Here is a 14934-nt window from a genome sequence, read left to right on the forward strand (position 1 = left end):
ACCGCTACCTGGCCGCGCTCCCGTACTCGGTCAGGCCGTTCCTGATCGCGAACAAGGTGGCACCCACCCGGTTGGTTGCACCGATCTTGGTGTAGATGTGCTCCACATGGTTGCGGACGGTCTTCCGGGCGAGAAACAGAGCGCCGGCGATCTCGGCCGGTGTCATTCCGCGGCACAGCATGCTGAGGATCTCCACTTCCCGCGGTGTGAGTCCACCCGCTGGGGCATGCGGACGGCGGGGCTGCTGGCCGGCCGCCACGAGCACTGCCTCCACAGCTTCCGCGGCGAGCCTGCCGGCTGAAACCTCCTGCCGGAGCCTGGCAGCCGCATCAGCCGGCGCGAGCACGGGCCGGTGCGGGCGTGGCTCCAGGGAGGCTTGGTAGGAGTCCGCAGCCGCCAAGATCCGCTGCTTTATCCCCAGCTCCGTTCCGCCAATCCCTCGCGGATAGCCGGACCCGTCGAGCCGCTCGTGGTGTGAGCCGGTGAGGGCCGCCTCGCCCTTCAGTCCGGGAACGCGGCTGAGGATCCGCTCTCCCAGATACGGATGCATTCGGATACGTTCCAGGTCCAGCCCGGAGAGGGGCTCCTTCTTATCCCACACCTGGTTGGACACCCCCAGCCGGCCCAGGTCGTGTACCCATCCTGCACGGCGGAGCTCCGTGACGTCGTCGGCCGGTAGCCCATGCTCCTCGCCCGCGGCGGCGGCGAGGGCCGCTACTGCACGGGAGTGACCTGCCGTGTAGGGAGACTTGAGGTCCGCGAAGTCGCCGATCGCTCGCAGCACCGCATCCAGCTCGTGGTCGGACAGGGGAGCGTCATTGGGAGCCAGGTCTAGGGCGGCCTGCCAGCAGTCGACGTCGAGGAGCCCTTCGGTGAGTGCCTCGGCCTGATCGATGAACAGCCCGGCCAATGCTGGATCGAACTGGCTGCCGCGGCGCGCCCGCACCATGGCCACCGCACCGGCCACGCCCTCCCTCCGCAGGAAGACCTCGGCCGTATCCGCGAGATGCATGATCCGCATCTCCAGCGGAATTTCCGGCCCCGCCACACCCTCCGGCAGGCCCTTGCCGTCCCACCGCTCGAAGGTGTGGGTGAGCAGTCCTGCCACGCCGTCGTCGAGCCCTACACTGCTGGCCAACACCCCGGCGGAGACGCAGTGCGAGGCAATCATGGTCCGCACCGCCCCGCTGCCCGTCGCCGCGAAACGCGTCCAGTAGGCAACGCGGGCGAGCGGCGGGAGGCCGGCGCCGGCGTGGCTGAACATGCCGGCATACATGGGCAGGCCATGCTGGTCGCGGTTGTAGTAGTCGGCGCGGAAGGCGATATCGTCCGTGAACAGTGCGGCGAGTTCAAAGGAATCCGCGTGGCAGCCGATCCAGGCCAGCTGGTTGGCGTAGTAGATCCTGCCCTGGCCGGCGGCGTCAACGCCGGCCGCCCCCGCGATCCGTAACGCCAGCAGGGACGCCCGCAGCATGTGCTCCATCGGTTGCCCCAGCCCCAGGTCAATGGCGAGCGACAGTGCGGCCAGGACTTCGCTGCGGCGGGGGTCAGCCGATGACTGCTTCACACCTGCCATTCTAGGAAGCCGTCAGCCAAGGCAGTAGGGATCACGCGGCGGCCGTTATGCCGCCTGGTTCTTCCCGGTCCGGGCCTGGGCAAGACCTGGTCCGGCGGGATGGGCCGTGGACGGGAACCTAACGCCCACCTGGGCTCCGAACAGTCCACGTTGCGGAAGCCAGAAGTCCGCCAGGTGCTCCTGTACAGGCAGTGCGCCCGGAACTCCCGCGTCCTCTCCCCGGATGGTGGCCTGGGAATCCGTCACAAGCCACAACTGCCGCGGCTGGGCCTGGAACGTCTGGCCGTTGGGCACCACACCCGAGACTTTCATTCTGCCCGCGCCGAGCAGCGGACCGGCGAATGCTCCCATGGCCCGGAGCACCAGCTCATTTCGCCACAGGCTTTCCGGCATGCGTACGGCCATGGCGGTCAGCATCGTGGTGGCCGCGGATGTGCCCAGCTGCAGGCGCCAGTCAACAACGCCTGGAACCGTGATCACGGCGGTGAACGGCCCGCTCCACTGGATGTCGACGTCGGTCTCCACCGTATGGTGGACGGCCGTCCCGAAGTACCGGGCGCAGCTGAGCTCGGGCGCGGCGTTGGCGTAGATGGTCCACCGGCCGCCGGGCGTGCGGTGCCAGACGGAGCGGTAGCCGGGGCCAACGGAGCTCACAGGAAAATCCCGGAAGGCCAGGTAGTGGCCGCTGGTAAAAGGTAGCCCCAGGACGGCGTAGCCGGCGAAATGCTCGGCAGCGTCTTCGGGAAGTTCGGCAAGTTTCGGCGTTGCCTCTGCTGATGACTGCGGCTGGTAGATGGTCATTGCCGCCTCCTTTTCTCTATGACCCGAGCCTATGACCGGGCCGCAGCAAGGGCATGGGGCAACTGCCCCATTTTGTGTCAGCCGCCCGGAACAGTGAACCAACGGCGTAGTCTGCGAGGTCCCGCCGCCGCCAGGGTTAGCCCGCCACCGCCGCTTTCGCGGCCTGCGAGGCCTGCATCCACTCGCTCAGCCACGGGGCCCGCACGCTCGACGTGATCCGGCAGTCGGCCACGAAGGTTCCCCTGGCGCCGGCGTCGATCCAGTCCTGGAGCGTGGAAAGGTCCGACAATGAGCGGATGATCGCTGACTCAGCACCGAGCGCGCGGGCGATGCCGCTGAAGTCCACCTCGGGGATCAGCATGGGCTTTTCGGTCAGGCCCTGGGAGCCGTACTGGTGGATTTCGGCTCCGTAGGCGGCATCGTTGTAGATCACCACGACGGCGCTGCTGGCCGCACCAATCAGCGATTCGAGGTCAGACAGGCCCATCAGGAAACCGCCGTCGCCGGAGGCCAGCACCAAGGTGCGGCCGTCCTCCACTGCGCGGGCTGCCCCGGCGGCGCTGGCGAGGCCCAGCCCGATGGCCTGGTAGGCGGTCCCCACCATGACCAGGTCCTGGGGCCTCGGGATGCGCCAGTACATGGGTGCCCAGCCGACGAAGTGCCCTCCGTCCTGGACCACCGTGCGGCGCTCCGGCAGCACCGCATCCAATGCCGTGGCAAGGGAGCGCGGGTCCAGCCGACCGTCCGGCGTCTCCGCTGAGCCTGGATGGTGGGCCGGTCCCTCGGTCAGGCGTTTGCGGGCTTCCGCGCGCCAGGCTTCTGCGGGGCTGGCGTCCGGCGAGGCCGGGCCATCCAGCATCTTCAGGATGCGTCCCGCAGCAGACTTCACGTCCGCGCTGACGAACGTGTCCACCCGGGGGTGCGTCGGCTGCAGGGCCGCGTCGATCTGGATGACCGTGCTGTCCGGGCCGAGCAGGTGCCCGAAGCGCATGGTGAAGGGGCTCAGGCTTGCCCCGGCCACGAGGACCACATCGGCCTCACCCATGAGCCCGGCCGCGGTGTCCGTGCCGAACCCGCCCGCGACGCCGAGATACCCGTCGCCCTGGAGGAGGTTGAGCGCCAGGGCGGTTCCAGCGGTCAGCGCGCCGAGGCGGTCGGCGAGTTCCCGGAGCTCCGGGCCTGCGCCGGCGAGGTGCGCACCGCGGCCGGCGAGGATCAGCGGCCGCTTCGCCCCGGCGAGCAGGCGGGCTACCTGCCCAAGGCCGCCGTCGACGTCGTCACTCACCTTCGGTGCCAGCGGCGCGGGAAGCTCTTCGTCGGCCGCCTCGAGGGCAGCGAGGTCGTAGGGAATGGCAATCACGACGGCGGTGCGCTTGGTGAGCGCGTACTGCACCGCCTGCTGCGTGATGGAGCCCGCGGCGTCGCGGGTGACGGTGAAGGTCGCCGCGCCGAGGCCCGCGGCGATGGCCGCCTGGTCCACGTCCTGAGGCCGGGCACCGCTGCTCGGGGCGTCCCCGGTGACCAGCACGACCGGGATCTGCGCCTGGACCGCCTCTGCGAGGGCGGTGAGTGCATTGGTGTAGCCGGGGCCGTAGGTGGTGGTGCCCGCTGCGAGGCGTCCTGACGTCCGGTAGTAGGCGTCGGCCGCGGCGATGGCGGCGCCTTCATGGCGGACGGCGGAGAAACGGAGGCCCAGCTTTTCCGCGGCGTCCAGGAAGTAGACGTTTCCGTTGCCCATCACGCCGAAGACATCGCTGAGGTAGCTGCTGAGAACCTGCGCCACGCGGCCGGAGACGGTAAGTGAAGTCATGCAGGAATCATGTGGGCTGGTTCACAGATAGGCAAGAGAGACGGATTTGATTGGGATTCTTGGCAGGAAGTGGCAGTGCTAACTGAAAATTTGCCCACTTGTGGCGTGCATCACCCGCGCTTAGTGCGAAGGGCGGGATTCCTGCCCGGAGAGCCGGCTCAGGAGGCCGTCGTAGCGGGGCGGCATGAGTTCCAGCACGGAAATGGCGGTGCTGGTCCGTTGGATCCCCTCGATTTCCAGGATCTGGTTGGTGATGCGATAGAGATCGGCTGTACTGCGGGCCACCACCTTGGCCATGAGGTCCGCATCCCCGGTGGTGGCGTGCACCTCGATGACCTCCGGGATCGCGGCGAGCCCGTCCTCCACCGCACCTGTCCGCGTCTGGCTGATGGACAGTGAAAGGAAGGCCATCAGGTCATAGCCAAGCGCGGCGGGATCCAGCCTCCGGCTGAAGGAGCGGAGCGCGCCGCTGCGCTCGAGCCGTGCCAGCCGGGCGTGGACCGTGTTCCGTGCGACGCCGAGTGTCCGCGAGAGTGCCAAGGCGCTGGCTTCCGGGTCCTTGTCGAGGGCCAGGATGATCCTGCCGTCGAGGGAATCCAGGGTGCGAGGGTTCGGGATGGTCATATTTTCACCATAGACACTAGAAGTTGAGCAGAAGTCCCAATGGGTTGAGCGTATCTTGCATTGTGTGCCGGGTCACAATCATGATCGTTGCTCATGACCCGTGATCAGCTCCTAACCGCATCGGACACCGCGCATCCCGCCCTTCGTGGCGCTGTGGCCGGACTTCCACCCTACGTCCCGGGTCGGCGCAGCGCCGGCACGGACATTGCGGCCCTCGCCAGCAACGAAAGCCACTACGAGCCACTGCCCGCTGCCGCCGCTGCGGTGGCCACGGCGGCCGGTACTATGAACCGCTACCCTGACAGTGCCGCCGTCGAACTCCGTGAACGGATTGCCCGCCACCTCGGCGTCACGGCCGGAGAGGTGGCGGTGGGACCCGGCAGCGTCGGCGTCCTCCAGCAGATCATCACCGGACTGTGCGACGCCGGGGATGCAGTGATCTTCGCCTGGCGCTCCTTCGAGGCCTACCCCATCCTGGTTGAGCTGGCAGGCGCCAAGCCGGTCCGCATCCCGCTGGACGGCGCTGAGGGGCACGACCTTGACGCCATGGCCGCGGCCGTCACTGCCCGCACGAAGGTCATCCTGCTCTGCACCCCCAACAATCCCACCGGCGTACCGATCAGCCATGAACGGATCGAGGCCTTCCTGCGGTCCGTCCGCTCCGACATCCTTGTGGTGATCGACGAGGCCTACGTGGAATACGCCGAAGCGGGCAGCGGCCCCGATTCCCTGGCGCTCTACCGCCAGTACCCGAACGTCTGCATTCTGCGCACCTTTTCGAAGGCGTACGGACTCGCCGGGCTGCGGGTCGGATACGCCGTGGCGGCGCCCGATATTGCTGAGGGACTGCGCCGGACCGCCCTTCCCTTTTCGGTGAGCGCGCTGGCCCAGAAGGCCGCCATCGCGTCGCTGGACGCCGGGGAGGAGATGGAAGCGCGGGTGACAGCCGTCAAGCAGGAGCGTGCCCGGATGGCCGCGCAGCTGGAAGCGCAGGGCTGGAAACTGCAGGCGAGCCAGGGCAACTTCCTGTGGATCCGTGCGGATGAGCTGCTCCAGGCGAGGCTGGTGGACGCGTTCGACCGCGCGGGCATCCTGGTCCGGGCATACCAGGGAGACGGCGTGAGGATCACCGTTGCCGGCCCCGCCTCCAACGATCGCGTGCTCCGGCTTTTGGAAGCCCACGCTGCCTAGCAACCACTGACCTGAAATTCAATCCGTTCCACCTACAACCAGAGGACTCCCCATGGAACAACAGACAATGACGTCTGGCCGCGCACTGGGCGCGGCACTCAAACCCCGCCAGCTCACGATGATGGGGCTCGGAAGCGCCATCGGCGCGGGCCTGTTCATCGGCTCCGGTGCCGGCATCCAGGCTGCCGGCCCGGCCGTGCTGATCTCCTACCTCGTGGCCGGCACCCTCATCATCCTGGTGATGTGGGCCCTCGGCGAGATGGCCGCCGCCAATCCGGACAGCGGTGCCTTCTCCGTCTATACCGCCAAGGCCTACGGTCCGGTGGCCGGTGCCACGGTGGGCTGGCTGTGGTGGCTGCAGCTGGTGGTGGTCATCGCGGCGGAGGCGCTCGGTGCGGCTGGCCTGCTTGCCACGATCTTCCCGGCCTTGCCGGTGTGGCTGATGGCCTTCGTGTTCATCGTGGTGCTCACCGCTGTGAACCTCACCAGTGTGAAGAACTTCGGCGAATTCGAGTTCTGGTTCGCCTTGCTCAAGGTGGCGGCAATCGTCGGGTTCCTCCTGGTGGGCGCTGCCCTGCTCTTCGGCTGGCTGCCGGGCGTCCAGTCGCCGGGCCTGGCCAACTTCACGGGTGCCGGATTCGCACCTAGCGGTTTCGCCGGTATTGCCACGGCACTCTTCGTGGTGGCATTCGCGTTCGGCGGCACCGAGATCGTGTCCGTGGCTGCAGCCGAGACCGCGGAGCCGGCCCGCAGTGTGAAGAAGGCAGTCCGGACGGTTCTGTGGCGCATCCTGGTGTTCTACATCGGTGCGATCTTCGTGATCGCGGCGGTGGTTCCCGTGGGGTCGGCGGGGCTAAAGAGCCCGTTCGCCGCCGTGCTGGACGCCGCCGGCATGCCCGGCGCAGCCACCGCCATCACCCTGGTGGCCGTCGCGGCGCTGCTCTCGGCCCTCAACGCCAACCTCTACGGTGCGTCACGGATGGCGTACTCCCTCGCGGAGCGGGGTGAAGCACCACGCCTGCTTGCCTCGGTGTCCAAGTCGCGGGTCCCGGTTGTCGCCGTCCTGGCCAGCGTCGCTTTCGGTGTGGTCACGGTTGTGCTGGAGCTGGCTTTCCCCGAGATGGTCCTACCGGTCCTGCTCAACATCGTGGGCTCGACGTGCCTGCTGGTGTGGACGTCCGCGCTCCTGGCCCAGCTCGCGCTGCGCCTCCGCGCCGACCGCGACGGAACGGAGCTTCCCCTGCGGATGCCGGGCTTCCCCTGGCTCACGGTGTTTGGCCTGGTCATCCTCGCCGCGATCTTCACGGTGGGATTCATGGGCGAGGATTCCCGTCCGCAGCTCTTGAGCACTTTCGCACTCGTCGCGCTTCTGGCGGTGGCGAACTGGATGCATCACCGGAACCGTAAGGTTGCGCCGCTTGAGGAATCCTCGGAGCGTGCTAAGGAGCCGGTGCTGATCGACTAAGTCACGTGCTCCGGACCCACGTGGCGGGTCCGGTGCACGCGGAGGGCGCGTCTGGCTTTGGCCGGGCGCGCCCTCCGGCATTGTCCGTTCACGCCGAGCACCTGGAGCTCAGCTGTCCTCGAAGAGGCCGCCGGTGGCGTGGACGGGAGTCACCTCGGGATCATGCGGGGAAGACGGATCGCTGTGGGCATCTACCCTGCGAACTCAAAGTCGAGGGTGATATCGGGAGCGACGCTTGCGATGATTCCGGAGTAGAACGCCTTGGCCTGCTCCATCAGCGCTGCTTCGTTTTGGGTGATGTACTTCTGCTTGTTCTCGTCACTGAGAACGTTGTTCATCATGCGAGTTTGAACGGCTGACGGTGTCAGCCAGCTAAGCGCGTCGCTGCTCTCGAGGGGGTCCTCGAACTTGGGATTGTCGAAACCGATGCCGATGAATCTGGGGATGGACACCCGAAACGTATCTGCGCCGGTGGGTTCAATCTTCACCTGTGTTCCATCGATGCCTAGTTTGGCGTCGAACTTGTATTGGATCAGCGTCGTTTTCTTGCTCTCGGGTACCTCGACGCCGAATATCTCGCCATTGCTTTCGTTCCTCGTGACACCCTCGATGTGAAGGCTAAGCAAGGCGACTTCCTGCACGCGCGTGACGGCCTGAACCACCTGCGAATCGCGTTCGTTCGAACTGCTGGAGAACAGCGAACTGAGACCCAGAGCGTTGAGTCCACCGAATGCGAAAACGGCGCCCGTTCCTACGACAAGCAGTACATTGAGCAGCAGGACAGGCCAAAGCAGAACACGCGTTTTGAAAAAGTTCACGACTGCCTTGAAAAAGTTCATGACGGGTAAGTCTCCAGTTTGGTGCGACGTCGAAACGCCCCCGGAATTCAGCGATTTGGAACCACACCACAATCAGAGCGTTGCGCCAAGTCCCCTCGAACCATATACGCAACTAGGAGACTGGCCGATTATGGCGCGCCCTACCGATCCTGGATATGCGGCCACGAGCCGATGCGCACTAAACCGCAGGACAGGCGATGTCCACCGAAACGCAACTCTTACGGTCTCCCGTTTTTAAGATCGTTCCGTAGAGCCTGGCTCTCGCACGGGTAGGCGACATCTCGCGCCGAAGTTACAAAAATTTCTTGGCACCTAAGAAACTTTTTGTAAATCCCAGAATGCCACGGGATGTCAGAGCGGCGGACTACGGTGCTTCCATGGCTAACGATGAAACCATCCCCGAACCGAAATCGAAGACGAAGCGCGTCGTCTCGCGGAAGTGCCCTGTTTGCGGCAGCGAGGCCTGGCGTATTGGCTACGGAATGATCATGCCGTCTGCCCGCGAAGAGATGCCCAAGACTGAGTTCGCGGGCTGCATGATCGTGCAAGAAGAGCGCATCTATCCCGCGACCGGCAAGGTCGAAATCGGCATACCCAAATGGGCGTGCCAGAACCCGGAATGCCGGCACCGCTGGTGGTGAGGCTCACCTGATCCGGAACATCTTCCCCAACGCGGGCATGTGGATCAGGGTCTCGACGACGGGCCGCCCGGTGATCGACTCAATCGCCTCGGCGTAGCCTCGCATCTGGCCCACGTACTTGTCCTTGATGTGACCGACAGGGTCCTTGCCCGGATAGGACTTGTGGTCCACCAACACGTATCCGGCAGGCGTCTCCAGCAGAAGGTCGATCCAGCCTTCCATTAACTGGTTATCCGCGTTCCGCCAAGCCACGGACTGTTCCGTGATCACTGTGGCGCCCGGGTACTGCTCGGCGAAAAAGGCGAGCATCCGGTCGCCCGCCTCCATCACCACGGCGGCGTCGACGGCGGACGCGGCACCCCAGCGGTCCAGGAGTCGTTGCGCCGCCAAGAGCCTGACCCCGCTGTCCATCTCGGCAAGCGGCAGGGCGAAGTAACCATGGATGGAGGAGCCAACGCGGTCCCAGTTGGCTGCTCCGTGCGGTATCAGCTGCGCCCCCAGGGCTGCGGCCTCCGTGACATCGGCGACGAAGCCAAAACTCTCCATCGAGCTGGCTGTCACCCGGGCAGGCTTCTGGTCCACCGGGTTGGAAACGGCCAGACCGTCGGTGTATTCCCGGGCGGTGCTTATCTCGTCCGTTGCGGGCGCATCGGCAGCCTCGTAGCTGAATGCTTCCACGGAAAGCCGGCGTTCGTTGTCGCCGGGTCGGCCTTGGACGACCAACTTGCCGTCGTTGCCGTCATCCGCGGTCCACTCCACGATCGGTCCCGACGCGAGGGTGTTCAGCGAGGCCGGGGCAGGCTTAGCGGCCGCAAGGCAGGTGACACTGATGGCGCGGGTCAGACCCACGTAGAGCACCCGGGCCGAGTCCGCCTGTCGCCGCGCCAGCACACGGCGGGCGACTACCGACTCGTCCGCCGCTGCGGACAGCGGTTTGAAGCCCTTGCCGCCAAACGGCCAGGGCCAGAAGCGTACCCACCGGCCCGCGAGGGGGTTCCGGACGTCGATCTCGGCGACGCCTTCGACAGCCATACCCCACGGCGCTGCCGCAAGGGCTGTGTCCAGGCTGGCCAGGACCACGGCAGGCCATTCCAGACCCTTGGCCTTGTGATACGTCAGTACGTTGACGACGTCGTCGCCGAAGTTCTCACTGCCGGCGCTGTCGGCGTCGGCCAGGAATTTGAGCGAGCCGCTCAACGTGACCGGCTTGGAAAGCGCAGCACATGATTCGTAGTAGCGCTCCAGGAGGGCGCGGAGCGCATCGAGATTCTTCAGCCGCGTTCCGGGGTTGCTCCACGATTTGATGAGGCGGGCAACGCCGAGCCGGGCCGTGACTTCCTCCATGATTTCCGTGGGAGTGCAGAGCTTGGCCAGGCCGCGCAGCTCCAACAGCCCGGCCACCGAGGGGTCTGCAGCCCAGCGCTTGAGTTCTTCCTGGGGCTCAGCGGCGTCGAACAAGGCGGGCACCCAGCGGCCGAATGCGGCGTGTTCGGGGTGAAGATGGGCCAGCTCGGCCAACGCCACCGTGTCGTCGTCGGAGGCCACGAAGGCCATCCCGGCGCGCACCAGCTGGACTTCCCTTGCGGCGAACAGTGAGGAGGTGTTCGTGGTCGCCTTGAGCCCGAGCGCGGTCAGTTCGGAGGCGATGGCCTCCACTGCAGCGTTGGACCGAGCCAAGACGGCGACGTCGGATGCCTTGAACCCGCGTCGTTGGACCAGGTCCACGACGCCGGTGGCGATGGCCCGGCGCTGTTCCGGAACCGTTTTCGCCGCCAGGGTCCATGCCTCCCGGGAACCGCCCAGGGCGCTCTTGGCATGGGCGGCATCCATTCGGGCGTGCGGGACCGCCAGCTCGACTTCATCCTCGCTCAGCTCCGGGAACATGGCGAGGCTGATCGCGTTGGAGAGGTCTATGACCGCTTCCTGGGACCGCCAGGACTCGGTGAGCTGGGTCTTCTGCTGGACGTGGGCGGCGACGGCTTTCATCAGCTCCGGGTCCGTGCCGCGGAATTCGTAGATGGCCTGCTTGGAGTCGCCGACCCAGACAACCTTGTCCACGAGTTCGGCGAACTTGGTAAACAGCTGCAGCTGCAAGGGACTCGTGTCCTGAAACTCGTCCACCACCATGAAATTGATCCGGCCCGTGATGGAGGCCCGGAACTCCTGGTTGGTCTCCAGCAGGTCCAAGACCAGGGTTTCCTGGTCGGCAAAGTCGATGAGGCCGTACTCCCGCTTGAATTCGGCGAACCTGTCCAGGCAGGAGGCCGCGCAGGCGAACACCAGCTCGGTGAACTCCCTCAGCTCCGTCTGGAAGGCCGGGTTTGCCACCAGATCCATTTCGACCGCGGAAATATAACTTTCCAGCAGCCGTTTGGCCCCCGCATTCCCCACCCCGGCCGCATCGATCCAGAAGCGCCACGGCACATCCTCCGGCGAGGCATGGGACAGGACAGGCTCCAGCAGGGCGATCGAGGCGATCAGGTTCTTGGGCGGGGTCTTGCCGCCTTCGATGAGGTCAGCGGCCATCGCGCGCATGCTCATCAGGCCCTGGAGGAGCTGGTTGGACCAGGACGCGCGGTCGTCGAGAGCCACCGGTCCGAGCACCTGTTGCAGTCCCTGCCAGGACGAGGAGGCCGAGTGCGCCAGCTCCGCGGGTTCAATCCTGTTGCCGCGCGCCGCATCCGCGACGTCTCGGACGATCTTTCGCCAGTCGGGGTCGGTGCCCCTGATGTCGGATTCGCCGTCGTACCCTAGGCGCCGTGCCAGCGGCTGGATTCTCGGAGTGAACTCTGCGAACACGTCGTCGGTGGCCAGCTGGAAGATCCGGAGTTGTTCGTCTTCGGCGATGACCTGAAGCGCGGGTGAGAGCCCGGCGTCGACCGCGTATTCCTGCAGCAGGCGGCTGCACACGCTGTTGACTGTGCCCACCATGCTGACGGACATCTGCCGGGCGGCATCGGGACGTTCCTGTCCGAAGAGTTCGGCCTGCACCCGGTCAATGAGTTCGGCCGCGGCCTTTTTCGTGAAGGTGGTGGCCAAGATCTGGCTGGGGCGGGTGCCGGCGTTTATGGCGCGGGCGATTTCGCCCATCAGGCTGTAGGTTTTTCCGGTTCCGGCGCTGGCCGTGATCATAGTGACGTTGCTCAGGGCGTGGTTCATGACAGGTCCCCCTTGAGGCCGCAGAGTGCGGAGAAGTCGCAGAAGTTGCAAGGCGGCTTCTGGTACAGCCTGCCATCCGCAGTGGCCGTGTCGCGTTGCTCGTCGGAGGATCCGAGCTCGTGCCGGCCGGCGGCCAGGACCCGTCCGCCGACGACCTGCGAGATGGAGAATTCGGCGGCGCGGACGGACCGCTGCCAGGTGCCCCGGCTGGAGGCCGGGCTGGCCAGGGCGGGTCCGAAGAGCCTGCTGGCTGAGGCGAACTCGCCCTGTTTGAGCATGTAGTAGGACATCGCGGCGTCCTCGGCGACGGTGGACATGGGGTCCGGCCCGTCGTCGAGAGCCCAGTGGTACAGCGCGAGCTGCATCGCGTTTCCCTCGGTGATTTCTTCCCGCCGGTACTTCGAGTGGTTGGTCCACTTGAGGTCGATCACCACGGACTCAGCCTGTTGGTCCGCGGCGAGGACATCGATGGAGCCGGATACCTGCACTTCGGTCCGGGCTCCGTTGACGTTGAACGTGGCCGGCTTGTCGAACTTGTGCTCGGTGGCGCGGATGTACACACCCTGGGTCTGCAGGGTCTGGAACAGTTTGATGACGGAGTGCTCGACGACGGGCCGGAGGCCGGCAAGCTTGCTTCCTCGGCCGGGCAGCAGCAGCTCGGAGGCATAGTGCGGGACGAGCTGGTCGAGTTTCGCCTGGACTTCCGCCGGCTCGGGCACGGCCCGGTTCGCGGCGTGGAGCTCGCCGAACAGTTCCTCGACGACCCGGTGGACCAGGGTGCCGATCATGGTGTTGCCGGAGGGGACGGATTGCGCGGCGCCCACCTTCAGCCGGCCCTTCTTTTCCAGCACCCACTTCAGCGAACAGCCGATCAGGGTGCTGAGCTGCGAGTAGGAGAGCTTGTCGGGCATGAAGGCTGGGCGGGGGCCCAGCTCGTGGGAGGCCGGGACAGGCTGGGCGGGGGAGGGGTGCACCGGCTTTAGCGCCGCGGTCCGGCCGGCGAGGTGCCAGACGCCGTCGTGCACCAGTTCAGCGGGAGTAACGGTGAAGGCCTTGATGGCCTCCTCCACGGCCTTTTTGTTCTCGTCCGCAGTTCCGGGGAGGGGCACAGGAAGGACACTGAAGGCGAGCGAGGACAGGACAGGGTGCGCCTTGGTCGGCTCCCCGCTGATCTCGGCGGCGCGCACGAGCAGCAGCCGCTGGCAGTGCTTGGCGGATTCCACGGCTACGGAGAGTTCCAGTTCGGCAAGTGCCGCGGGATCCGGCAGTTCGACGCCGACGGTCTGCAGCGCCCGGAGTTCCGCGGCGTCCCAGTTGCGGGCCCGGGCCTGGCCGTCATCCTGGCACCCCCACCAGACCAGGGTGTCGACGTCGTCGCAGAGTTCCGCGAGGCTGCGCAGTGTGACCCAGGGCGCGGCCTCGCCGCTGGTTATTGGACTGCCACTGGCCGGAATGACGGATTCCAGGATCCGCGCAAGGGTTTTGCGCGTCACCGGCTCCGGCCCGTCGATCAGGGCCGTGAATTCGTTGAGCTGGCTGAGCACAGACTCCAGCTGGGGGTAGATCTGCACCCGGCGGCTGAGCTGGGTGCGCAGCCACTGCGCGCGTTCGACGACGGCGCTGCCGCTGACGGTCCCATCGACGGCAAGCAGACCGGTGCTAAGCAGAAGGTCAAGCTCGGCAGCCATGCCGGGGCCAAGGGTCTCGTCGCTGCTGATCTCCTGCAGCGCAGCGAGCCATGCCTCGCCGCCGGTGCCCGGCTGGGCGGCGAGGGCGCGCAGCAGCTGCCGGCCTGCTCCGCGGCGGACGGGGCTGACCGGGAGGTTCAGGAACTCGCCCAGCAGCTGGACGTCCACCGGCCCCCAGCTGACGTTGAAGAAGAGCGGGATGATCTGGTCCACGGCCCGCCACCGGGAGCGGCTGCTGACACCGATCTGGGGCAGTCCGCGCAGCTGCAGTTCCTGGTCCAGCAGGGACGTGCTCGCGGAGGCGACAACGGCGGAGCGGGCCGTGCCGGGGTTTGCCGCGGACGCGAGCCAGCGGGCCGTGTGCTCGGCCGCTTCCCATTCGGTCTTCGCGACGAGGACGGTCACGTCGCCCACCGGCCCCGTGCGCGGAGCCGGGTCTGTGACGTTCACCCCGCGCCGTTCGAGGGCATGGATGAGCCGGCCCCAGATGGCGGGGAACGAGATGCGGGGGTGCTGGAGTTCCAGCCGGGAGATCCCGAGCGGCCAGTTCGCCGTGGCATCGCTCTCGAGTTCGTGAACGAGCTCCAGCGGAAAGTCGGCGAACGCCCGGTCGAGGGGGAGCGGGCTCTGCTCGAGGGCGGCGAGGGCACGCAGCTTAGCCGTGGACCAGGGCGGGGCCACTCCGGTCCAGCCATTGACCACGAGTTCGTCGCGCTGGTTCAGCAGGTCAATGGCGGTGGACCACGCGTCGACCGAGAAGGATCCGTGGAACCACGCGGTCGGGGCGTCCTGTTCCGCGAGTCGGGCCATGTACTGCCGAATCCGCGTCGAGTGGCGGGCATCAGGTCCGGTGAGCCCGAGCCGGGTCTGAAGCAACTGGGTCAACCCCAGCGGGCCGAGGCGCACCTCGCCAAGTGCCGAGTCCCGGTAGGCCCACGGAGCGCGGTCCAGATACAAGCCAAACAAAACGTTCACTTCGTCCCCCTAGACGTATAGGCCCGACAGTTCCTAGATCATATGGGCGGGGTCGGACAACAGACGGTTCGGCGCGTTGGGGGCGACCGATTGGCGGAGTGTGACGTGTCTGTCGGAGGCGAGGCACGAGGCAGTCGGTCCAAACTTGCGGATCCTTAGGCAGAC

10 protein-coding genes are annotated in these 14934 nt (G+C 66.5%); 3 read left to right on the forward strand and 7 right to left on the reverse strand.

Going from position 1 to position 14934, the window contains the following annotated elements; all coding sequences use genetic code 11:
* Positions 1–4: 4 nt before the first annotated feature.
* From MRBLAR12_RS19545 to MRBLAR12_RS19560, 4 genes are all read right to left on the reverse strand, one after another.
* Complete coding sequence (locus MRBLAR12_RS19545; protein WP_364747768.1) at positions 5–1567, reverse strand: HD domain-containing phosphohydrolase; 1563 nt, start codon at positions 1565–1567, stop codon at positions 5–7.
* A gap of 54 nt (positions 1568–1621) precedes the next feature.
* Positions 1622–2377 (reverse strand): hypothetical protein, encoded by a 756-nt coding sequence (locus tag MRBLAR12_RS19550; protein ID WP_364747770.1) that lies wholly within the window; start codon positions 2375–2377, stop codon positions 1622–1624.
* Positions 2378–2513: 136 nt separating this feature from the next.
* Positions 2514–4187, reverse strand: a complete 1674-nt coding sequence (locus tag MRBLAR12_RS19555) for a thiamine pyrophosphate-binding protein (protein ID WP_364747772.1) — start codon at positions 4185–4187, stop codon at positions 2514–2516.
* Positions 4188–4307: 120 nt separating this feature from the next.
* Positions 4308–4811 carry an Lrp/AsnC family transcriptional regulator gene (locus tag MRBLAR12_RS19560; RefSeq protein ID WP_364747773.1) on the reverse strand — a complete coding sequence of 168 codons (504 nt, stop codon included), beginning with the start codon at positions 4809–4811 and terminating at the stop codon, positions 4308–4310.
* A gap of 93 nt (positions 4812–4904) precedes the next feature.
* Between MRBLAR12_RS19560 and hisC the strand changes: the two genes are divergently transcribed.
* Together hisC and MRBLAR12_RS19570 are read left to right on the forward strand one after the other, a co-directional pair.
* Positions 4905–6002 (forward strand): histidinol-phosphate transaminase, encoded by a 1098-nt coding sequence (hisC, locus tag MRBLAR12_RS19565; RefSeq protein ID WP_364747775.1) that lies wholly within the window; start codon positions 4905–4907, stop codon positions 6000–6002.
* 52 nt (positions 6003–6054) lie between these two features.
* Entirely contained in the window at positions 6055–7467 is a 1413-nt protein-coding gene (locus MRBLAR12_RS19570) for an amino acid permease (protein WP_364747777.1), read from the forward strand.
* 191 nt (positions 7468–7658) lie between these two features.
* Here MRBLAR12_RS19570 and MRBLAR12_RS19575 read toward each other — a convergent pair whose 3' ends face one another.
* Positions 7659–8306: a hypothetical protein gene (locus tag MRBLAR12_RS19575; protein ID WP_364747779.1), complete on the reverse strand. Its 648-nt coding sequence runs from the start codon at positions 8304–8306 to the stop codon at positions 7659–7661.
* Positions 8307–8683: 377 nt separating this feature from the next.
* Here MRBLAR12_RS19575 and MRBLAR12_RS19580 point away from each other — a divergent pair, with 377 nt between their 5' ends.
* Complete coding sequence (locus MRBLAR12_RS19580; RefSeq protein ID WP_364747780.1) at positions 8684–8947, forward strand: hypothetical protein; 264 nt, start codon at positions 8684–8686, stop codon at positions 8945–8947.
* 3 nt (positions 8948–8950) lie between these two features.
* On the opposite strand, the gene MRBLAR12_RS19585 is transcribed toward MRBLAR12_RS19580, so the two are convergent.
* Both MRBLAR12_RS19585 and MRBLAR12_RS19590 read right to left on the reverse strand, forming a co-directional pair.
* Complete coding sequence (locus MRBLAR12_RS19585; protein WP_364747782.1) at positions 8951–12106, reverse strand: UvrD-helicase domain-containing protein; 3156 nt, start codon at positions 12104–12106, stop codon at positions 8951–8953.
* Positions 12103–14769, reverse strand: a complete 2667-nt coding sequence (locus tag MRBLAR12_RS19590) for a PD-(D/E)XK nuclease family protein (protein WP_364747784.1) — start codon at positions 14767–14769, stop codon at positions 12103–12105. The genes MRBLAR12_RS19585 and MRBLAR12_RS19590 overlap by 4 nt, the downstream gene beginning before the upstream one ends.
* Positions 14770–14934: the final 165 nt, after the last annotated feature.

The organism is Arthrobacter sp. LAR12-1-1.1 (assembly GCF_040676555.1).
Lineage (GTDB): Bacteria > Actinomycetota > Actinomycetes > Actinomycetales > Micrococcaceae > Arthrobacter.